Genomic DNA, 20,058 nt, shown 5'->3' with positions numbered 1-20,058 from the left:
ACAATAAAACAGAAAGGAAGTCATTATTATGGCAGTATTAAAGGTAACAAAGGAAAATTTCGCAGAGGTAGCAAACAGCACAAAGCCCGTTCTTCTGGACTTTTATGCGACCTGGTGCGGCCCCTGCAAAATGGTCTCGCCGCTTGTTGACCAAATCGCTGACGAACACTCGGAGTTCACCGTTGGCAAGATAAACGTTGACGAGCAGCCGGAGCTTGCAGCAGAGTTCGGGGTCATGAGTATCCCGACACTCGTTGCTATGAAGGACGGCAGAATAACTGCGCAGGAGGTAGGCTACAGACCGAAGGAAGGAATCCTCGCTATGTTACAAAGCTAACTTTCTCAGGCGTGCCTTGTCGAGGATATGAATGCCTTTTCTTGACACCTCGACAATACCCTCGTTTGCAAAATATTTGAGCATTCGGGAAACGACCTCACGGGCAGATCCGATGTACTTTGCGATCTGCTCTTGAGTGAGCGAGATAGTGTCGGAGGAAATCCTTGCGGTTTCATCATGCAGGAATATCGCAAGCCGTTTATCCATACTCATGAACAGTATCTGCTGCATGACCCACATGACATCAGAAAAACGTGAAACGGCAGTTTCCAACACAAAAATATGAATATCCGGATATTTCTCCGACATCTGCTTGAATGCTGTACCGCTCAGCACTATACATTCGCTGTCCTCCTCGGCATCGACCGCCACATCAAATGTGATGGTCTGCAAAACGCAGGAAGCCGACAGCATACACATATCCCCCTTGTGCAGGCGGTAAAGGGTAACGTCCTTGCCGTCCTCGGATATGATATACGCACGAAGCTCTCCCGAGCAGACGAAGAATGCACCCGAGCAGTCACTGCCGCTGTGCAGATTTGTACCTTTGGTAAAGGACTTTTTTACTGAATTATCGCAGATAAAGCTGCGATCTGCATCGGATATTTTATCCCAGAACGGGAAAACTTTTGAGTAAACACTTTCAAACATAACGTTTATCCTTTCGGAGGTATTTTTATGAAAACCGTAATTATCGGCGGCGTTGCAGGCGGTGCTTCCGCAGCCGCAAGACTGCGCCGTCTTAATGAACATGACGAGATAATCATTTTAGAACGTGGAGATTTTATCTCCTTTGCCAACTGCGGTCTGCCGTATTATGTCGGCGGTGAGATCACCGACAAGAGAATGCTCACTCTGCAAACTCCCGAGAGCTTCCGCAGTCGATTTAATATAGATGTTCGCATTAAAAACGAGGCTGTTAAGATCATTCCCGAAAAGCATATCGTACAGATACGCAGGGTCGATTCGGGCGAGGTATATGAGGAAGGCTACGACAGGCTGATCCTTTCCCCCGGTGCAAAGCCGATACGTCCGAATATCAAAGGCATAGACCAGCCACACGTTTTCACCCTGAGAAATATCCCCGACACAATGAAGATAAAGAGCTTTATTGAAAATGAAGCTCCGAAAAAAGCAGTTGTCGTTGGCGGCGGATATATCGGTGTTGAGATGGCAGAAAACCTTGCAAATGCAGGGCTTGAAGTCGCAGTTGTCGAGCTTGCCGATCATCTTATCGCACCGCTTGACTACGATATGGCGGCGGACGTTCATCAGTATATTCAAAGCCGTGGTATAAAGCTGTATCTGAGCAACGGCGTGACGGAAATAACGAACCGTGATGTTATTCTTCAAAAGGGGAACATCGCCGCCGATATGGTGATAATGTCGGTGGGTGTCACTCCCGAAACAACTCTTGCAAAAGAGTGCGGCATGGCGGTCAACGGCAGGGGCAGTATTATTGTAAACAGCCGTATGCAGACGAGCGTTCCCGACATTTATGCAGTTGGTGATGCTGTAGAAGTCAAAGACTTTGTAACTGACGCTTCTGCTTTTATCCCACTTGCCGGACCTGCAAACAAGCAAGGCAGAATAGCTGCCGATAATATCTCAGGCATACCCTCGGAATACAGCGGCACACAGGGTTCATCGGTGCTGAAGCTTTTTGACATGACCATTGCAGCGACTGGTCTAAACGAGAAGCGTGCTAAGGAGACAGGCATCGAATACGACAAGAGCTACACATACTCCGCTTCTCACGCAAGCTATTACCCGGGTGCTGAAAATATGTCGGTCAAAGTGCTGTGGGACAAGCATACTCACAAGCTGCTCGGGGCGCAGATAGTGGGCTTTGACGGCGTTGACAAGCGCATGGACGTGCTTGCCGCAACTATTCGTTTCGGTGCAAAGGTGACCGAACTGAAAGAACTTGAACTTTGTTATGCGCCACCCTTTGGAAGTGCAAAAGACCCTGTGAACATGGTCGGTTATGTTGCCGAAAATGTCATAAGCGGTAAGGTCAAGCAGTTCTTCTGGAACGACGTCGAAGCCCTGCCCCGTGACGGTAGTGTGACACTGCTCGATGTTCGCACAAAATCGGAAGCAGCTCGTGGAATGATAGGCGGCTTTGTCAATATCCCTCTCGATGATCTGCGTGACGGGCTTGAAAACATCCCGAAGGACAAGCCCGTGTATGTTTACTGTCACAGCGGACTGCGAAGCTATATCGCCTGCCGTCTCCTGTCGGGGTATGGCTACGATTGTTATAACCTTGCAGGCGGCTGGCGGCTTTATGAGTCAGTTGTCTGCTCGCAAAAGGTGGAAGAGTATATCTGTACGGAAGATACATGAACGATGCTGTAATACAATTATACCATTTTCCCCGAGATGTGTCAATTTGATATTGTAATAATATTTTACTGATAAAAAGGACTGTTGTAAGCGTGCAACAGTCCCTTTCTCATTTATTGCGTAATTCTTAATTCTCCTGAATTTCCATCATCAATGCCACACCGTCCTTGAAGCCGACCTTGTATGCAGCCCTCGTCTCAGCGGCGGCAATATCGCTCACGCAGTCAAGTATCTTGTGGTACACATCAATCTGCTCCTCGCTCAGAGAGTTTTCAAAGGGGATACAGAGCTTGTTAAACTCGTCAGATAACTCATTGGCGTGAATATCGCCCTGCCGATAGTTGTAAATAACATCAATCATTTGTATCTGTCCTTTCGGTTTTAATTGTAAAGCCAACCGTCCAAACTTTACCAAATGATCGTTGTTAAGGTGTTGCCTACGGCACGCCGATCGCTGCACTCCACCATATTTTGAAAACGGCGTAAAATCGCCGTTTCCTTATATACTGAACTTTACCTCAATGCCATTTTCGTCACTCACATAGACCGCTTCGAGCATAACCGCCGCTAGTTCGTGCTTTTCGGGAATGGAGAGCTTGTCCCAATGTTTCATCGGTTTTTCCAAAGGTGCGGTATCTACCGTTCTGCGTTTGCGAGCCTTAGCCTGCATCTTTCGCTACAGAGCTGCCTTCTGTTCGTGCAGTTCATTGACCGTGTTCTGAATATACTCAAACAGCACCGTATCGGCATCACCGAGTTTTTTCATCAGCTTGCGGATCTCCTCATCGATCTTGATGATCTCAACCCTCAGTGCTTCAGTGTCAGCATCGGGAGCGTCTGCACTTCGCTTTGCGATAACAAGCTGATCAATACGGTCACGCATCGCCTGCTCGACAGCACTCTCGACTTCTTCGGGACGAGTTTTCAGGAACTTCTTCACACAGCCTTCCTTACGGTATGCTCCCGAATCTCTAAGGTATCTGTAACGCTTTCCGCTTTTAGCATTGTCATAGTAGTGGATTTCCAAATGATAGCCGCAGTGACCGCATTTCAGAAATCCCGTCAGCCAAGAATGGTTGGCATTCGCATTGTTAGGGATACGCTTGTTATGGGCTTTCTTGTCCTGAACGGCAAGCCATACGCTCGCATCGACCAGCCCCTCATGATACCCGACCTTAAACAAAAGTCACTCCCGAAGCCCTATGAATGAAAACCCCGTGAATACCGTCATAGGCTTCAATATCATCGAGTATCTCACAGCCTTTGGAAACGAAAAAAGCGTATACCTCTTTGTCGGCTCTCACATACAGCGGACTTTCAAGAATACGGCTGATGTGACTTCTGTCCATATTGTCTTTTACTTCGCCGTTATGCTTAGAAAGCGTGTAAATATCGTTCTCCTTGAAGTATTCGATCACATCTTTCAGCGAGGTTGACGGCTTCTGATACAAGTCATAGGCGATCTTTACCGACTCCGCCTGCTCCGATGGGACAAGCACCGAGCCCGTTTTGCCGTTCACCGTTCTGCGCTCGGAGGTAAATCCATAGTAGGTCTTACCGCCCTGATAGAAGCCTGTTTCCCTAGCTCTTGTGCTGTACGCATCGGCTACTCTGGCGGCGATAGTCTCACGCTCAAACTCCGCAAAATTCAGCAGATTGTTTCGCATCATACGCCCTTCTTTTGTCTCCGTATTGAAAGGCTCTGAAAGAGAATAAACGGTCACACCATAGCGGTCAAGCTCGTCCGTAATGTTAAGATACTCCCTCATATTTCTGCTGAAACGATCATACTTCTTCACAACAATTCTGCTGATAAGACCGTCACGAGCGTCCTGCATCATCTGCATAAATGCCGGGCGGTGCTGAACATCTTTTCCCGATTTTCCATCGTCACAGTATACCTGATATTCGCAGTCTCCAACGAACCTGATACATTCCTCCCTCTGTGCGGAAATGGACAGCGAATTGTTGCCCTTATCCTTGTCGCTAACGGAGCGGCGTACATAGATAGCCGTAATTCCGTTATTGTTAGTTGTTGTCTTTTTCATATTATCGACCTCCGATTAGTATCAACTTGTTGATACGGCAATCGTACAGCCGATATTGCGGTATCTATATTGTAGCGCATATCGGCTGAGATTGCAAGTGCTTTTTCAAAATTTTTACTCAGCGATATGCTTTGTGAGAATGTCATAGATACGGTTGATCTTCGTTACCCGAATCGCTTCGGGGACACTCTCGGGGCAGGTGACTTTTACTTTAAGCACCTTGCCCTTATCGGAGATCATAGTACCTGCCTTCTCTCTGTCTACGGCAGTAGTTGTCTCTTTCAATTGTCTCCTTTCCGCCTGCGATATTTTTCTCTCTACACGCAATGGCTTTTAGTTGCAGGGTCGTTACTCCTGCACAGGGTAGCCGTGCGGAACGGCAGAGCCGTCCCATATCACAGCTATCGTTTTGTTGTCGGATATATTTTTAATCCGAGTAAGGATCATTCTTCTCAAAGAAAGAAGTCTGTCCGAGCATTTCTTCCTTGTCAGCAACATCATCATCGCTGTTATCCGACACGGACTTATCGTCAGAAACAGGCATAGCCGCCTGCTCGTGTTCTCTTGCGATCATATCCGCAAGAGCCTGTCCCTCACAGCTATACTGTTTGCACAGCGACTGATAGATCAGCAGAGCCTTCTGCTCACATAGCTTTTCGCATTCTGCCGTGTCAGCTTTGATACGCTCTTTCAGCTTGCCGATCTTCTCATCGAGCTTTGCGAGCTTCTTTGCAGTGTCAGCCATATCATCACCCCCAATCGTTTGGACTTCGGAAATCAATTTCCATACTCCAATTATAGCGCGCAACAATGGGCTTTGTCTACTGGTATTGCGCACGAAGTTTTGTGCGCCGGATAGGTTTTCCGTTCTAAAAAATGACCGGGGATTTTTGATTATAAACCCCCAAAATGACCTTGCAGACCTGAACTTTTTGCTATTATGCTGTCTTGCAGAAGCCGTTGCCTATGGGGAAAGCGTAATACTCGCCTTGACATCTCAGGCTTGTTTCAAGTCGCACAGCTCCAAACGCTCTGACGAGCGAAAGAGCAATAAAGAAAAATGCTCAAAAAGAGCTAACGGCAGCGATAAGAAAAATCCCTGCCGTAACGAAGAATTATTGACAGCCAAAAAGCTGTCAAAATGAAAAATCCGAAAAATATCATATGAAGCTGATGAAGCTATTACATTTCATAACCCCATAGAGGAGGGCTGATCATGAAGCATCAAGTACATAGAAAAACTGTTACCGATAGAATCCATAAACAGCGTGTACAAAGTGTTGCCGGAACAATGGCGATCGAGGGGCTTACGCTGAGTGAAGCAAGCAGGCGCAACCTTGACAGATATGCCAGCGGTCAGGCGAATTTCCAGCAGATCATGGCAGAGCTGAAAGCAAAGTATCAGAGGGCTGAGTAATGTTTTCAAAATATGATGTGTACACAACGGTGCAGTCGCTCTACTGCTATCCGGATTCTGATGTGCTCAAAAACAAGCTGAATATCAGGGACAGGAACGAGCTGAAACAGGCGGAGGAGGAGATCACCTCCCTCAAACAGTATATGCTGATGGAATCGCCAATCAAGGGACGTTTTTCTAAGACACAGCTTATGAATATCCACCGTTTTCTGTTTGAGGACATCTACCCATTTGCAGGTCATATTCGTCGTGAGCAAATCAGCAAGGGCGATACTATGTTTTATCCGCCGCATCTGATCGGTCAGGAGCTGGACAAGGTGTTTGCCAAGTTGCACAGCGAGAAGATGCTGCACGAAACGGACAGGAAATGCCAGATTGAGTATTTGTCCTATATAATGTCCGAGCTGAATATCATTCACCCGTTCCGTGAGGGCAACGGCAGAAGCATCCGTGAGCTGATACGGTGTATGGCACTCCATTATGGCTTTACACTGGACTGGAGCTGTGTGGATCGGGATACGATGCTCGATGCGGCGGTAAAGTCAGTCGTGGATGACAGAGCGTTTTGTGATGTGATTGTGGAGTGTGTTGTTGAGGGATATGGGATAACGATTCCACCTCGTTTCTCAGCTTTTCAACGTCCTCCGCATTTATGTTGTTCGTTTCATTTGCCTTCTTTGCGATCTGATTTATGTTGTTTGAAATTATGCGCATGCCGTTCAGCAGCGGTGCGACCTCCTTCATATCGTAGAACGTCGGTTCGGCGCTAAGTATCACCTGTCTCAGATATTTCGATGTGGTAGTATGACACGCCTCCGCTCTCCGCTCGATCTTCTCCCAATCCTTTATCTCGAAGTCGATCTCTTTTCGATGTACCTGTTTGTTTTTTCTTGCCATAGAATGGCTCCTTTCATAAATAAATAGTTGGTTCAAAATCATCATTCTGCCAATTGACAGCGCCACTATAATATTGTATAATTATAGAGCTGTATGTCACAGCGATCTATACCCCGGGAGGCATTAAAATGGAAAAGATAACAGTAGGCATGACAATAAAGCTGATCAAGGAGATAGGGGAAAACATACCCGTCGGCTCGACAGCTACTATCGTATATATAGACGACTTCGATCAGATCTTCATCGACTGGAGCAACGGCGGACAGGGCAAGTTCACCGAGGAACAGCTTTTGAAGAACTTTGAAGTCGCTGCGTAATAATATTGACCGTGAGGACTGCCGCGTTGCAGCCCTCTATTTTTATTATGGCGCATTCAGTTGGCATATCCGTTCAGGTTGGCAGTTCCCGAACAGACAGAATACGCCGTAATATACGATCAAGCCTTTATCATATTTTCATAAGTCTTTTATCTATATCGTATTCGAAGTCGATATTACCGAATTTGTCTTTCAATTCAGGGTTCAGTTTCTGTACGGCGTCGTAAAACCTCTGCCGGTCATTCTTGTCCTTTTCAAAACAAAAATAGTTTCTCTCAAAAATGGCGGCGGCTATTACGGTCGTTCCTATTCCCGAGAAAGGATCGAGAACATAGTCTCCCCTTCCGCTGAAATACAGCATTATCATTTCCGCGATCTCGGGCGGCAGATCTCTCTGACGCTTTTTCATATTCTCGAAACCCGAAACTACCGGCTCTATGCTCACTATATTCCTGTGCCACTTTTCAAGCAGCTCCCGCGGTATCACGTTTTCTATCTTCTTTTTACTGCCGGTTACAACACTGCTCTCTGTAAAGGTGAGCATTTTCCCGTCGCCGTTTTTCCCGGGGTAGCTTTCATTTTTACAAAGCCACAGCTGCTCGCCGGCTTTTGTAAACCCGCGGCGGTGCATGAATTCTGTTTCACCGCAGTACGGGCAGGGTATCGGTTCTTTCCTTCCAGCACGTTTCTGAAATATCAAAATATGCTCATAGCAGCTGCCGGGAATCTCGGTCATGGGATAATGAATCGACTTGCCGCGATACGGCTGCGAATAAAGTCCCTTGTCCCAGATGCAGTCAGTGATATATGTAAAGCCGACCTTCTCCAGCATGATCGTAAAGTAAGCCGCCAGCGGAAACTTTTTATCGTACAGATAACCGCTGTCCCTGCTAACAAAAGTGGTCTGATCCCCGACCACAACAGCGCAGTAACGGAAATTTTTCAGCATACGATATACCTCGCCGAAAACGCCTTCCATGTAATCCATGTAGTTCTCAAAAGAGTCCCACTTATATGAAGTATCCTCGTAAAACCTCTCGGTTCCGTCAAGCGTATATCCGGGCGGTGCCGTCATCACGAGATCAATGCAGCTATCTTCATAATTAGGAAGCTCGTATTTGGGCTCCCAATCAGAAAAACTGCTTTCCTTTATAGGCAATAATGTTCTCATAATTATTCGTCCTCCTATATTTGTATTTTTGATTTTCTGAAATCAGTGTTTAGTTACTTTCATCATTATCTTCCGAATTATTGTTACCGTTTAAAATCCTATTCTCGAAGCTGTCACACAGCAGGGCGAGAAGATCATCTTTCAGCGTAGGATTGCTCCCCTTGAAAGAAATGGTCACGTCACACTGACCGTATCTGCGCTCGATTTTCTTTTCCTCGTTCAGACTATCCCCTCCCTTGCTGTAAGAGCCTGCCTCAGCGACTTTCCGGCGCAGAGCATGGCAGTCTTGTTACCCTCCAGATCGGTGATGACAGTGAACTTTCCGAAACTGCCTATCTTTATTTCTTCACCCTCGGCAAGCACCTGGCGAATTGTGTCCATCACCGAATTTATATATCGGTAAGCAGTGACCTCGGAAACACCCTTGCGAGCAGCGAGTTCTCTTGTGAATTCCAGCGTATCCATCAGACCCTCTCCTTTATCTTCACGATCTCCGTTACCGCAAGCATAACATTGTAGTTCTGCATGATACCAAGTTCGGTATTCAGAATATCAACTGTCTCCTTCTCGGTTTTCCCGAGGAAGTCTGCGAGATCAGCAACAGTCACGCCCGCGAGTATCATTTCTTCCTTTATTCTTTCGTTAGGCATCAATTGTACCCTCTCTGTTCCTCATTTCTTTTCTGATGAAGGTGATATACCTCCTGCGCTTTCCGCCGACTCTCTTTTCGGGACGGTAGCGGAGATCCTTGCGCATCACCCAGCCCACTTTTATAAGGTTAGCTCTGAAAAGAGTATTGAGTACGGTCTGGATATTTACGCGGGGCTTTCCGAGCTTTGTCAGATAGTCATCACACATTCCGATAACCACACTCGGGATAATGTAGATGTATTCATCATCGAAATACCCGAGCAGCGTTTTTGTCGGATCAGTTTTGTAGAACTCATTTACATTCAGCATATAATTGTGCTTATCAGCGACGAAAGTCTTGATGAGATACATGAACACCTGAGTGTCTCTGTTTTCAAAGTTCATCTGACACAACCTCCATATCGTCGTCCACCAGCAGGAACGGAAAAAATGCACCTACGCCACAAAAGATCGCTCCAATAAGAAACTTCATATTTATTTTTCCTCCATTTTACATTGCACGTTTTGGTGCCTTACGGCTGACAGCATCTAAATTGTCCAGCCGACATTTTATGGTCAGAGGATAGTCCCTGTCCACATCGTAGCACTCAAATTTATCTTTGTCGGTTCCATACAAAAGCTGATCGAGATAATATTCTGCATACCCCCGATTGTTGAGACTTTCAATATATCGGTCATCAACTTTATCAATGGGACTGCGGGGATCGTAAATTCGCTCCCAATATCTGAGCAGCCTTTTGTATTCAATGAGAACTTCTACCGATTCCCGAAGCCACAGTTCAAAGGCTTCATTTTTATTTTCCTTCTTTTTCACAGGAGGGGCAAACTCGCCGTGATCTAAGGAAAGTCCAAAATCTGCGCTTATCTTATTTGCGGCTTCAATGTTAGATAGTCCAAATAGTTTCTGAACAAAATCGGTATGGTCTCCGTGTTCCCCACAGCCGAAGCAGTGGAAATGATCTTCATAGACTTTAAAAGATGGGGTGCGCTCGTTGTGAAACGGGCAGAGGGCAAATCCGCCACGGTTCACATCAAGACCGTAAAAACGAACGAGGTCACGAAGGTCCAACCTGTCTTTTATGTCTTGAAAGATATTTGACATATCAGCCTCCATTTCATTTTTGTTATGCGAAAGGAAACGATTCAAGTTGGCATACCGAGCAAATTCTTTGGCGGAGAATATGCCCGGGAAATCATGTCCCTTCATAAGTACCTACAAAAATCAGCATTTTTTGAAGGCAAAATCGAAAAATAATTTTTTGTTCTCTCTTTTGCATAAAATGCAATACCTCTTTTTAGTCAAATCGTGGAACCAAGTGTTGAAAAATAAAAAGCACCTACAAAATTCTCAGAATTTTGTAGGTACTTATGAGAGGGATATTCAAAGTCGTCTGCATACGCAGCGGTCTATAAAAAAATTTTCAGCCCATTCGTGCTATTTTATTTTAGAAAATCGGAATTGTTTCCGGTTTGTAAACGCTAACATAAGCAAGTATAGAAGATGCCGTATACCGCGGTCACGGCATCTTCCCAAATCGCAGCACCCCTGCGATTTGGGTGTTAAGGGAACCCGGAGCCCTTAACGATAGACCTCTTACAAGAGTGAACAACAGAACTGAATAAACAGATAACAGCCGTCAAGGAAAGGCTTGAAGGCTGCCGAAAGAGAAAAGAACAGAAGACAAAAAACGAACAAAAAATATTGAAAGTCCTTTTAAGCCCTTGATTAGGGAGAAAAATTATGGTATAATAAGAAGTAGCAAGGGAGGCGATTCTATGGGTATTTTACTGAATCCGGGCAATGCTGACTTCCGTATGGATTTCAAATCCAAAATATATGAAGATAAGAGTATGCTTATCGAACAGACCAATTCCATAATCGGAACAGGAACACGCTATGTCTGCATCAGCCGACCGAGACGCTTCGGTAAATCTATGGCGGCTAATATGCTCACTGCTTATTATAGCTGCGGCTGCGATTCAAAGGAGTTCTTTGACAAGCTGAAAATATCTGAAGCTGATGATTATGCCGAACACCTCAACAAGTACAATGTCATTCATCTAAACATGACAGATTTCTTCAAAGCATCCGGAGATCTCAATAAGGAAATTGAATTCCTTACTAACAACATTCTCTATGAGCTCAACCAAGAATTCGGAACGATAGAGTGCTTTGACCCTTCAAACCTTGTTACTGTTCTAAGAACTCTATTTTCCCGTGGTGAAAAACAATTTATTTTTATCATTGATGAATGGGACTGCATTTTCCGTTTGCATAAAGATAACTTATCATCACCAAAACCATACCTCGACTTTCTGCGTAGTCTGCTGAAAGACCAAAGTTATGTAGCTCTTGCATATATGACAGGTATTCTGCCGATCAAGAAATACGGCGAACATTCTGCTCTCAATATGTTTACAGAAATCAGCATAGCGGGTGCGGATAATTATGCGGAGTTCACCGGTTTTACCGAAGAAGAAGTAAAAAAACTCTGCAATAAATACGAGATGCCTTATGATGAGATCAAGCAATGGTACGACGGATATAACGTTGATAAAATCTCTATATACAATCCCAAATCTGTCGTTGAAGCAATGCTTCGTCACCGGATAGATAATTTTTGGTCAAAGACAGAGACCTTCAAAGCACTTGCCGACTATATTCAGGCGGACTATGACAATCTTCATAATAAGATCGTTCGTCTCATAGGCGGTGAAAAGCTGGAGGTCGATGTTACTACTTTCCAAAATGACATGGTGACCTTCAGCAGTTCTGATGATATTCTTACATTGTTTATTCACCTCGGGTATCTCACCTACGATTTCGATACCAAGCGCTGCTGGATACCCAACTCTGAGGTTCAGGAAGAATTTATCCGCAGCATCAAGAACGACAAGGGCTGGTCGAAGATAATGTCGGCAATAAAAGAATCTGACGAGCTTTTGCAGGCTGTTCTTGACGGAAACGCTGATATTGTTGCGGCAGGAGTGGAAAAGTGCCATGAGGATAATACTTCTATCCTCAAATTCAATGACGAAAACTCTCTCAGCTGCGTTATCTCATTGGCGTTCTATTCGGCAAGAAAGTATTACATGATCGTTCGTGAAATGCCTGCGGGCAAGGGCTTTGCTGATCTTGTATTCCTGCCTCTGCCTAAAGCAGATAAGCCCGCACTTGTTATCGAACTAAAAAACAATAAGGCTGTTGATACTGCCATCGATCAGATCAAAAATAAAAACTATCCCGACAGGATAAAAGAGTACATCGGCAACGTTGTTCTTGTTGGTATCACATACAACGAGGATAAGCACCATGAGTGCGTGATCGAAAAGATATGAAAAATAGGACGGTTCACAGAAACCGTCCTGTTCTGTATCGCAGGCGATGTCATTCATAGATAAGATAACACAGAGTACAAATAAGACTTTTCAGCATGGGTCTGTTTGCACCTGGTCAACATAATCTTCCGAAGAAAACAAGCAGTTTGAATGGGAATACACTTTTTCATTAGCACGTGGTACACTTTTGGATCAGCATTCACAGATACCATTCAAGTGCGTAAGATACTGAGTTGCTTCTTGCAAATGATGATTTTGACAAGCTGCCGACCACATACAGTATTTTTATCACAGAGAACGATGTTCGCAACGGTGAACGACCCTCATATTTCTTTGAGCGCAGGGACACCGTGACAAACGAGCCTTTTGGTGATGACGAGTATATCCTGTTCATCAACGGGGCATACAATAATACAGAGGACACTTCTGACCTTGCAAAACTGATACATGATTTTGGCTGCACCAAGCCTTCCGATATGTATTTCAGCGAGATGTCGGAAAGCGCCCACAAATATAAGGAAACCGAGGAAGGAGTGAGCGAAATGTGCAAAATGATGGAAGATATGAGAAACAATGCTCAGGAAGCGGGCGAAAAAATCGGAATGATCAAAACTCTCATAGCTCTCGTTAAAGACGGTATATTGTCGCTTGCAGAAGCGGCTAAGAGAGCCGATATGACGGTTGACGAGTTTGAGAAGATTTCAGGTGACCCTCCGAAAAAAAGTCTGTAAAAAGTCAGCAAACTGTGATAAAATAGAATTAATATCACAGGAGGCTGATTTTTTATGGCAAGACGAAAAAGAGAACCGATGAGCGAGGGAAAGAAGAACATCATAGGAATGCTGCTTGAGGAATACGACATCAAGTCGGCAAAGGATATCGAGGATGCGCTGAAGGACCTTCTCGGAGGGACGATCCAGGAAATGCTTGAGTCGGAGATGGACGAGCATCTCGGCTATCAGGCGTATGAGCGTTCCAGCAATCCTGACTACCGCAACGGCAAGAAAACCAAGAAGATTCGCGGGAACTTCGGGGAAACTGAGATCGAAGTGCCGCAGGATCGTGACGGTTCATTCGAGCCTAGCAGAAACAAGATTATAAATGCAATGTATAAGGAGCTTGCAACAGTAGATTTCACGAATATCATGAAAAATTTGAAAGATCAGCTCAAAAGCACTTGACAATTTCCCAAAAATATGATATTATTTTTACAATGAAATATCATGCGTTAACCGCTCTGCTTCGGCAGGGCGGTTTTTTTGCGCTCAAAAGGGGGCTTGCCTTGTGCCGCGGCTTGGCAGACAAGGAAAACGGCTTTAATTACGAACTGAAATAAACAGCCCTGGAGAAAATGAACCCGGTTCGGGTGTGTATATCAGGCTGAGAAAAAACCGGCAGTCTCCGAAGAAACTGCCGGGTGATCCAAAACGATATAACTTTTTCAGGTTTTATTTGATAACGACCTTAACAGCCCTCTTCGCGAGGTCAGACGTATCGACTTTTCCGTTCACATACGCGCCTGCCACAAGGTAATATGTGCCGGCAGGCGTGTTCTTGTAGGTGAATGAGGTGGTGTCAGCACTGACGGTCTTTGCGACCTTCCAGCTCTTGCCGTTGGTAGTGTAGCCGATCACATACTTCTGTGCGTCAGGAACAGCCGTCCAGGTCAGCCTGAACGCATTCCCCTGAACCTCCACCTTAGCTTCGGGATAAGCAGGTGCGTTCGGGCTGACGGTTATCGCGTTTGAATCATCCGTGTTCCACTCGCCGTTTATTTTTGCGAATACTACGACCTTATATTCAATGCCGGGGGTAAGCCCGGTGATGGTGTAGGTGTTCGCATTGCCCTCCGCGAAGGTTTTCCACTCGCCGTTGATGTAAGCCAGAACAGCGTACTTTTCAGCACCTTCGACCTCAGTCCAGGTCAGCCTTACCGCACCGTCACCCTTCCTGTAGGTGATGACCGGGTTCTGCTTCTCAGCACCGATAAGCGCATAATTGATGCTGTTATCCACCGCGTAGGTGTGTGCCGCCGAGCCCTCGTAACAGTGTATCACGACAGAATCACAGAACCTGAACGCATAGCCTGCGATAGCCGTGACACTTTCGGGGATGGTCACGGAGGTCAGCGAGGTACAGCTCTCGAACGCCTTGGCACCTATCGAGGTCACGCTGTCCGGGATGGTAACGGTTTTAAGTGCTGTGCAGTTCTGGAATGAGCAGTCATTTATACTGGTCAGGCTGTTTGAGAGTGTGACTGATTCAAGCGAGGTGCAGCTCTCGAACGCATTCCTGCCCATCAGCACCACACTGTCCGGGATGGTCACAGAGGTAAGCGCCGGACACTTGCTGAATACATAATCACCCATATCATTCAGGCTGTCAGGCAGGGTCACGGAGGTGAGCTTCTTGCATCCTGCGAACGCACTCGCCCCTATCGAAGCAACCCTGTCCGGAATGGTGACAGAGGTCAGCGATTCACAGTATTGAAACGCCCAATTATCTATCTCGGTCACAGTTTCCGGGATGGTCACAGCTTCAAGCGACGTGCATCTCGTGAATGCGCCTGTACTTATTTGGGTCAGACCGTCCGCAATGTGAACAGAGGTCAGTGCGGTACAGGAATCGAATGCGTTGCGTTCTATAACAGTCATGCTTTCCGGAATGACGAGATCTGTGAGTGATGAGCATTTATTGAATGCCCAGTTACCGATCGTTTTCGTGCCGTCCGGCAGGATCACGGAGGTAATTGCTGTACAGCCCTGGAATGCATAACCATCTACCTTGGTCAGGCTTTCCGGCATATTCACATCTGAAAGCGCTTTACAGTTCTGGAATGCCTGGGTGCCGATCTGGGTCACGCTGTCCGGAAGGGTCACGGATCTAAGATTCGAGCACTCCCTGAATGCCATACCCGGGATGACAGTCACGTTGCCGGGGATGGTCACAGAGGTAAGCGACTTGCAGCCGTTGAACACCGATTCGCCGAGCGTGGTCACGCTTTCAGGAATGTTCACAGATGAGAGCACCCTACAGTCGTTGAATGCCGATGCACCTATCGAGGTCACGCTGTCAGCAAGAGAAGCCGATTTAAGGGCGTAACAACCGGTGAATGCATAGTCTCCTATCTCCTTCACGCCGTCCGGGATGGTAACGGAGGTGATATTTGTATTGTGTCCGAACACCGAGTCGTTGATCTTGGTCACATTGTCCGGGATGACAAGATCTCCGGATGCGGACGAGTATTCGATAAGAACGCCGTTTATCACAACGATGGGGTCTTCTGTCCTCTTATTCGCGAGCCATTTTGTGCCCGAGAATGCTCCCGCGCCTATCTCCGTGATGCTTTCCGGAATGTTCACAGCTTCAAGCGCACTGCATCCGTTGAACGCCGCGGCGCCGATAGTCTCCACGCTGTCCGGAATGTTCACAGCTTCAAGCGCACTACATCCGCTGAACGCCGCGCCGCCGATAGTCTCCACGCTGTCCGGGATAGTCACAGAGGTGATCGCCGTATTATTCGCAAATGCCGAGTTGTTTATCGTAGTAATGCCGTCAGGGATGACCACATCACCTGATGCGTTCGTGCCGTCATACAGGATACTGCTGACAATAACGAGAGGGGCTTCGGCTTTCATATTTTCGAGCCATTTTGTACCGGAAAAAGCACCGCCGCCGATCGCAGTGACGCTGTCAGGAACGGTCACAGATACAAGTGAACTACAATCCCTGAACGCTGTGCTCACGATAGTCTTCACGCCGTCACAGATGTTCACTGATGCAAGTGAAGTACAGTCTGAGAATGCACGTCCGCCTATCGACTCCACACTGCCCGGAATGGTCACGGAGGTCAGCTTTTTGCAATAGAGGAATGTAGCCTCGCCTATCGCGGTCAGGTTTTCAGAAAGCGTTATGGTTTTAAGTGAAGAGCAGTAATAGAACGCCCAGCTGCCTAATGTAGTCACGCTGTCCGGGATGGTCACATCAGTGAGCAGACTACAATTGCTGAATGCATTATTGCCTATCGTGGTCACGCCGTCCGCGATGCTGACCGACCTGAGTGCGGTACAGCCGTTGAATGCCCGTGCGCCTATCGAGGTCACGCTGTCCGGGATGGTCAGAGAGGTGATCTTTGAACAGTTATTGAATGCCTCTTCGCCTATCGAGGTTATCCTGTGTCCCTCAACCTCTGACGGGATAGTAACGACTGTTCCGGTCCCGAGGTATTTTGCTATCTCGAATGTTCCGTCCTCAAGGAGCCTGAGCTTAAAATCACTCGTGACCTGAGCGTTAGCTGTGACAGCCGTCAGCTTCGTGACCGCCTGAGATAACGGCTGAACGGGAACAGTCCCCGTCACCAGCGAAAGCGCCAGCACTCCCGCCGCTAAACGTTTCCATGTGTTTGTGGTTTTCATAAAAATTCCTCCCAGCATAAAAGCATTAACGTTCCCGAAAGGAAAGACCTGCACCCGGGACACGCTTGAATTGCAAAAAATGATCGTATTCAGAAAATACTTCCTGTAAATCTATTATAATACATTTGGATATAATTGTCAATAGCGCATCAATATTTTTTCTTTTTTTGAAAATATTTGTTGACTGTGCCGAAAGCAGACACAAAAGCCGCCTTTTTCACTGTTTGCAGATCATAAACGTTTTTGGGTGGGTCAGGCAATAGAAAACCGGCAGTCTCCGAAGAAACTGCCGGTAATCCGATACTGATATAACTTATCTGCCGACCACAGCGGTTATCGCATTTCAGGATTCAGATCCGCTCACCATGGGAGTCCGCTATTCGTATCAACCGTTACCGCTCTTTTGTCCATATTTGCGGTCTCCCACTTGCCGTTCACCTTCGCAATTACCACGAACTTGAACCTTCTGCTCGCAGAAGTATCCACCCTGCATTTGAAAGCCGTGGTATCCCCAGATAATTTCCTGTACAGCTGCCATTCTCCTCCGGTGAACTTCAAGCAGATCGCATACTCATCAGCACCCGGTACCGCAACCCAATTCACGTTCAGCTTGCCCGACATCGGGTAATACTCTGTGCTCATATTCGGGGCAATTATTTTATTTGGGGTCACGGTGATCGGCTTCACACCTCTTGTGCTCCACCTGCCGTTGATCTTAGCGGCGACCGCCACCTCGTAGTTCTCGCCAGCGACGAGCTTTTCTAACAGGTACCAGGTGTCATTGCAGACCGCGACCTTAGCCCAGCTGCCGCCCACCTTCGCGGCGATGAGGTACTCCTCAGCACCCTCGACAGCATCCCAGCTGAGAGTGACGCAATGATCGCCGGGAACATAGCTCACGACCGGATTGACGGTCTGTGTAATTTCTGTGCCATCCTCCTCTGCATTTGCCGTGATAGCTGTCAGGCTTGTGAGAGCCTGCGTGACCGGCTGAAAGGGTACCGAGCCAGTCACCATCGAAAGTGCCATGATGCCGGCGGCTGCTCGTTTCAGTGAGTTATTCATAAGTGTATCCACCTTATAAGAAATACTAATTTCCGGACTGCCCTGTAACGGGCTGTATCTGATTGGCAAAGTGTTCAAAAAAGTCACGGATTTTCCGTCTTTTTCAGAACATCATGTTGAGCAGCGTGATGCCGTCAATAAGGAATCGGCGATCATGACATTACAGCTCCTGATATTGCGTACTCGGAATCCGGGATGGTAATGCTCACCGTTTTGAACTTGATGTCCGAGGTATCCCATCTGCCGTTTATCTTTGCGACGACCGCGACATTGTAGGTGCCTGCTGAAAGAGCTCCGGCTGGTGAGGTATAGGTCCGTTCGTTAGCAGCGGTCGTAGTGATGAGCTGCCAGCCTGCTACGGTCTGGATGCCGACAGCGTAAGCCTCAGCGTACTGGACTGCCTCCCATCTGATTCTGAAACGTCCGTCCTGTACCTCAGAATGAATGGCAGGTTCCGGTGCTTCAGCCTTCGGAGTAACAGTGATGGTACTCGCAGCCCATAATTCCCACTGTGTTCCCCACTTGAATGCAATTCCGACCTTGTACTGTTCACCGGCATTCAGTCCGCTGAAAACATAGGAGGTATCCGTAGTCTGTGTAATAACCTTTCTCTCGCCGCCGCGAATTAAAACTACGGCATACTTTTCAGCGACTTCGACAGCAGTCCAGGTGAGCTTTACCTTGCCGTTTCCGGTAATGTAGCTGACCTTCGGATATTTGCTGACTGCCGTATCAGCACTTGCCGCAAGAGCCGTCGGGCTGGTCACTGCCTGCGCTGCCGGCTGAACAGCTGCCATACCTGAAACCATAGACAGCGCCATGATACCTGACACGACCGACTTCATAGATTTTTTCATAGGGGTATTCCTCCTTATTATCAATTCAGGCACAGCCGGGGATAATTCTTCCCTCTGATACGCGATGCGTTTACAAAACTGCTAAATGAATTGCGATCTGTTCGATTCTTTTCGATAAATATATTATAGCACACACTGACATAATTTGTCAACACTTTTGCAATATGTTTTATTCTTTTAACTAAATCGATCAAATGAATCGGCACTGTTCACGAATTATAAACGTTCTCAGCCGGCATTTCACAAACCGAGAAAACCGGCAGCTTCGTAAAGAAACTGCCGGCTTCCCTCAGTTATAAAAGATTCATGGAAGTGTAGTGCTTATTTAATGGTAACGTTGACCGCTCTCTGAGTGAGATCGCTTGCGTCCCACTTGCCGTTGATCCTTGCGCCGACAACGAGCGTGTAGGTCTTTCCAGCCGGAACCTTGGTTCTGGTGTAGCTTGTCTGGCTTGCGTCGAACTGGTCAAGAAGTCTCCACTTGCCTGCCGAGTAGTACGCTACGCAGTACTTCTCAGCGCCTTCTACAGCGTCCCAGCTGAGTCTGAACGAGTTGTTCTGAACCTCGACCTTGTTTACGACCGGGTACTTGGTGGTAACAACGGTGTTCGGGGTGACGGTGATAGCGTTGGAAACGTCAGTGAACCATTTGCCGTCGAGCTTGGTGATGACAGCGACCTTGTACTGCTTTCCTGCTTCGAGACCCTTGAGAATGTAAGTATTCTCATCGCACTCCGCAAGAGGTGTCCATGTGCCGTTGATATACTGCACTATAATAGAAATATCATGTTACGAATGGAGGGTCAGAAAATGACAGAATCTGAAAAGTGGGCGATAAGGATAAAGGAATTCGTTGAGAGCGGCAAGAGTCAGCGCGTCTGGTGCAGGGAACAAGGAATCAAACGCAGTACCCTTCGCTATTGGCTCGAAAGGCTCGATGAGCTTTCCGAGGGTAAGGAGATACGGTTTGCCAAGGTTGTGATCGGCGGTGAGCACGATGATAATACTTCGACCGTCTGAAATTTACATCTCAACTGCGAATGTCGATATGCGGAAATCCATCGACGGATTAGCGTCTGTCGTTCAGCAGCAGTTCAGGCTCGATCCGGTGAGCGATGCGATGTTCGTTTTTCACAACCGACACTGCGATAAGATCAAGATACTCTACTGGGACAAGGAAGGCTTCTGCCTGCTT

26 protein-coding genes and 1 pseudogene are annotated in these 20,058 nt (G+C 46.9%); 10 read left to right on the top strand and 17 right to left on the bottom strand.

The features are described 5' to 3' along the window. Window positions 1-28: 28 nt before the first annotated feature. Window positions 29-337, top strand: a complete 309-nt coding sequence (trxA, locus tag BT142_RS14645; protein ID WP_072418935.1) for a thioredoxin — start codon at window positions 29-31, stop codon at window positions 335-337. On the opposite strand, the gene BT142_RS14640 is transcribed toward trxA, so the two are convergent. After that, window positions 326-988: a Crp/Fnr family transcriptional regulator gene (locus tag BT142_RS14640; RefSeq protein WP_072418934.1), complete on the bottom strand. Its 663-nt coding sequence runs from the start codon at window positions 986-988 to the stop codon at window positions 326-328. The two genes, trxA and BT142_RS14640, sit on opposite strands and share 12 nt — an antisense overlap. A gap of 27 nt (window positions 989-1,015) precedes the next feature. Here BT142_RS14640 and BT142_RS14635 point away from each other — a divergent pair, with 27 nt between their 5' ends. Beyond that, window positions 1,016-2,686 (top strand): FAD-dependent oxidoreductase, encoded by a 1,671-nt coding sequence (locus BT142_RS14635; protein WP_072418933.1) that lies wholly within the window; start codon window positions 1,016-1,018, stop codon window positions 2,684-2,686. A gap of 127 nt (window positions 2,687-2,813) precedes the next feature. Here the strand turns inward: BT142_RS14635 and BT142_RS14630 are convergent, their stop codons facing one another. The 6 genes from BT142_RS14630 to BT142_RS14620 form a co-directional block, all read right to left on the bottom strand. Further along, the gene (locus BT142_RS14630) at window positions 2,814-3,047 is read right to left on the bottom strand and encodes a DUF6809 family protein (RefSeq protein WP_072418932.1); all 234 of its coding nucleotides are present in this window, start codon (window positions 3,045-3,047) and stop codon (window positions 2,814-2,816) included. 138 nt (window positions 3,048-3,185) lie between these two features. Then, window positions 3,186-3,356 (bottom strand): hypothetical protein, encoded by a 171-nt coding sequence (locus BT142_RS19690; protein ID WP_242940034.1) that lies wholly within the window; start codon window positions 3,354-3,356, stop codon window positions 3,186-3,188. Window positions 3,357-3,362: 6 nt separating this feature from the next. Continuing rightward, window positions 3,363-3,869, bottom strand: a complete 507-nt coding sequence (locus BT142_RS19685) for a recombinase zinc ribbon domain-containing protein (RefSeq protein ID WP_084659506.1) — start codon at window positions 3,867-3,869, stop codon at window positions 3,363-3,365. After that, entirely contained in the window at window positions 3,862-4,734 is an 873-nt protein-coding gene (locus BT142_RS19680) for a recombinase family protein (RefSeq protein WP_084659505.1), read from the bottom strand. The genes BT142_RS19685 and BT142_RS19680 overlap by 8 nt, the downstream gene beginning before the upstream one ends. 114 nt (window positions 4,735-4,848) lie before the next feature. Next, complete coding sequence (locus BT142_RS19200; protein ID WP_175444971.1) at window positions 4,849-5,019, bottom strand: hypothetical protein; 171 nt, start codon at window positions 5,017-5,019, stop codon at window positions 4,849-4,851. 142 nt (window positions 5,020-5,161) lie between these two features. Continuing rightward, window positions 5,162-5,479 carry a hypothetical protein gene (locus BT142_RS14620; protein ID WP_072418931.1) on the bottom strand — a complete coding sequence of 106 codons (318 nt, stop codon included), beginning with the start codon at window positions 5,477-5,479 and terminating at the stop codon, window positions 5,162-5,164. 471 nt (window positions 5,480-5,950) lie between these two features. Between BT142_RS14620 and BT142_RS14615 the strand changes: the two genes are divergently transcribed. Together BT142_RS14615 and BT142_RS19675 are read left to right on the top strand one after the other, a co-directional pair. Next, window positions 5,951-6,151 (top strand): antitoxin VbhA family protein, encoded by a 201-nt coding sequence (locus BT142_RS14615; RefSeq protein WP_072418930.1) that lies wholly within the window; start codon window positions 5,951-5,953, stop codon window positions 6,149-6,151. Next, a pseudogene (locus tag BT142_RS19675) lies at window positions 6,151-6,603 on the top strand (Fic family protein); the annotation flags it as partial. The gene BT142_RS14615 and the pseudogene BT142_RS19675, both read left to right, overlap by 1 nt. A gap of 34 nt (window positions 6,604-6,637) precedes the next feature. Here the strand turns inward: BT142_RS19675 and mobC are convergent. Beyond that, window positions 6,638-6,865, bottom strand: coding sequence for a plasmid mobilization relaxosome protein MobC (mobC, locus tag BT142_RS19670; RefSeq protein ID WP_242872008.1), 228 nt, complete (start codon window positions 6,863-6,865; stop codon window positions 6,638-6,640). Between the two features lie 311 nt (window positions 6,866-7,176). Here mobC and BT142_RS14600 point away from each other — a divergent pair, with 311 nt between their 5' ends. Then, on the top strand, window positions 7,177-7,365 hold the full coding sequence (locus BT142_RS14600) for a hypothetical protein (protein WP_072418928.1): 189 nt from the start codon (window positions 7,177-7,179) through the stop codon (window positions 7,363-7,365). A 130-nt stretch (window positions 7,366-7,495) separates the two neighbouring features. Here BT142_RS14600 and BT142_RS14595 read toward each other — a convergent pair whose 3' ends face one another. The 5 genes from BT142_RS14595 to BT142_RS14575 all read right to left on the bottom strand — a co-directional run bounded on the left by BT142_RS14595 (window position 7,496) and on the right by BT142_RS14575 (window position 10,394). After that, entirely contained in the window at window positions 7,496-8,536 is a 1,041-nt protein-coding gene (locus BT142_RS14595; RefSeq protein ID WP_084659504.1) for a DNA methyltransferase, read from the bottom strand. 219 nt (window positions 8,537-8,755) lie between these two features. Further along, a complete protein-coding gene (locus tag BT142_RS14590; protein WP_072418926.1) occupies window positions 8,756-9,001 on the bottom strand; it encodes an HU family DNA-binding protein in 246 nt (81 codons plus the stop codon). Then, the gene (locus BT142_RS14585) at window positions 9,001-9,186 is read right to left on the bottom strand and encodes a hypothetical protein (protein ID WP_072418925.1); all 186 of its coding nucleotides are present in this window, start codon (window positions 9,184-9,186) and stop codon (window positions 9,001-9,003) included. The genes BT142_RS14590 and BT142_RS14585 overlap by 1 nt, the downstream gene beginning before the upstream one ends. Beyond that, entirely contained in the window at window positions 9,179-9,571 is a 393-nt protein-coding gene (locus tag BT142_RS14580) for a hypothetical protein (RefSeq protein WP_072418924.1), read from the bottom strand. Before BT142_RS14580 ends, BT142_RS14585 begins: the two co-directional genes overlap by 8 nt. A 106-nt stretch (window positions 9,572-9,677) precedes the next feature. Continuing rightward, window positions 9,678-10,394, bottom strand: a complete 717-nt coding sequence (locus BT142_RS14575) for a CHC2 zinc finger domain-containing protein (protein WP_242871997.1) — start codon at window positions 10,392-10,394, stop codon at window positions 9,678-9,680. Window positions 10,395-10,963: 569 nt separating this feature from the next. Here BT142_RS14575 and BT142_RS14570 point away from each other — a divergent pair. The 3 genes from BT142_RS14570 to BT142_RS14560 all read left to right on the top strand — a co-directional run bounded on the left by BT142_RS14570 (window position 10,964) and on the right by BT142_RS14560 (window position 13,707). Next, window positions 10,964-12,526 carry an AAA family ATPase gene (locus BT142_RS14570; RefSeq protein WP_072418922.1) on the top strand — a complete coding sequence of 521 codons (1,563 nt, stop codon included), beginning with the start codon at window positions 10,964-10,966 and terminating at the stop codon, window positions 12,524-12,526. A gap of 233 nt (window positions 12,527-12,759) precedes the next feature. Next, window positions 12,760-13,257 carry a hypothetical protein gene (locus BT142_RS14565; protein WP_072418921.1) on the top strand — a complete coding sequence of 166 codons (498 nt, stop codon included), beginning with the start codon at window positions 12,760-12,762 and terminating at the stop codon, window positions 13,255-13,257. Window positions 13,258-13,311: 54 nt separating this feature from the next. Beyond that, window positions 13,312-13,707, top strand: a complete 396-nt coding sequence (locus BT142_RS14560; RefSeq protein WP_072418920.1) for a transposase — start codon at window positions 13,312-13,314, stop codon at window positions 13,705-13,707. A gap of 267 nt (window positions 13,708-13,974) precedes the next feature. Here the strand turns inward: BT142_RS14560 and BT142_RS14555 are convergent, their stop codons facing one another. The 4 genes from BT142_RS14555 to BT142_RS14540 form a co-directional block, all read right to left on the bottom strand. Continuing rightward, the gene (locus BT142_RS14555) at window positions 13,975-16,941 is read right to left on the bottom strand and encodes a fibronectin type III domain-containing protein (protein WP_072418919.1); all 2,967 of its coding nucleotides are present in this window, start codon (window positions 16,939-16,941) and stop codon (window positions 13,975-13,977) included. 360 nt (window positions 16,942-17,301) lie between these two features. Further along, window positions 17,302-18,006, bottom strand: coding sequence for a fibronectin type III domain-containing protein (locus tag BT142_RS14550; RefSeq protein ID WP_072418918.1), 705 nt, complete (start codon window positions 18,004-18,006; stop codon window positions 17,302-17,304). A 152-nt stretch (window positions 18,007-18,158) separates the two neighbouring features. Further along, window positions 18,159-18,863 carry a hypothetical protein gene (locus tag BT142_RS14545; RefSeq protein ID WP_072418917.1) on the bottom strand — a complete coding sequence of 235 codons (705 nt, stop codon included), beginning with the start codon at window positions 18,861-18,863 and terminating at the stop codon, window positions 18,159-18,161. 321 nt (window positions 18,864-19,184) lie between these two features. Further along, window positions 19,185-19,634 carry a hypothetical protein gene (locus BT142_RS14540; protein WP_072418916.1) on the bottom strand — a complete coding sequence of 150 codons (450 nt, stop codon included), beginning with the start codon at window positions 19,632-19,634 and terminating at the stop codon, window positions 19,185-19,187. Between the two features lie 39 nt (window positions 19,635-19,673). Between BT142_RS14540 and BT142_RS14535 the strand changes: the two genes are divergently transcribed. Continuing rightward, window positions 19,674-19,883 carry an IS66 family insertion sequence element accessory protein TnpA gene (locus tag BT142_RS14535; protein ID WP_072418915.1) on the top strand — a complete coding sequence of 70 codons (210 nt, stop codon included), beginning with the start codon at window positions 19,674-19,676 and terminating at the stop codon, window positions 19,881-19,883. Continuing rightward, on the top strand, window positions 19,861-20,058 hold a 198-nt coding region (gene tnpB / locus BT142_RS14530), incomplete at its 3' end, for an IS66 family insertion sequence element accessory protein TnpB (RefSeq protein ID WP_139275806.1). The genes BT142_RS14535 and tnpB, both read left to right, overlap by 23 nt.

The organism is Ruminococcus sp. YE71 (assembly GCF_900119155.1).
Taxonomy (GTDB): domain Bacteria; phylum Bacillota; class Clostridia; order Oscillospirales; family Ruminococcaceae; genus YE71.
The sequence above is the reverse complement of the archived record's forward strand: the minus strand, read 5'-3'. Positions and strand labels throughout refer to the sequence as shown.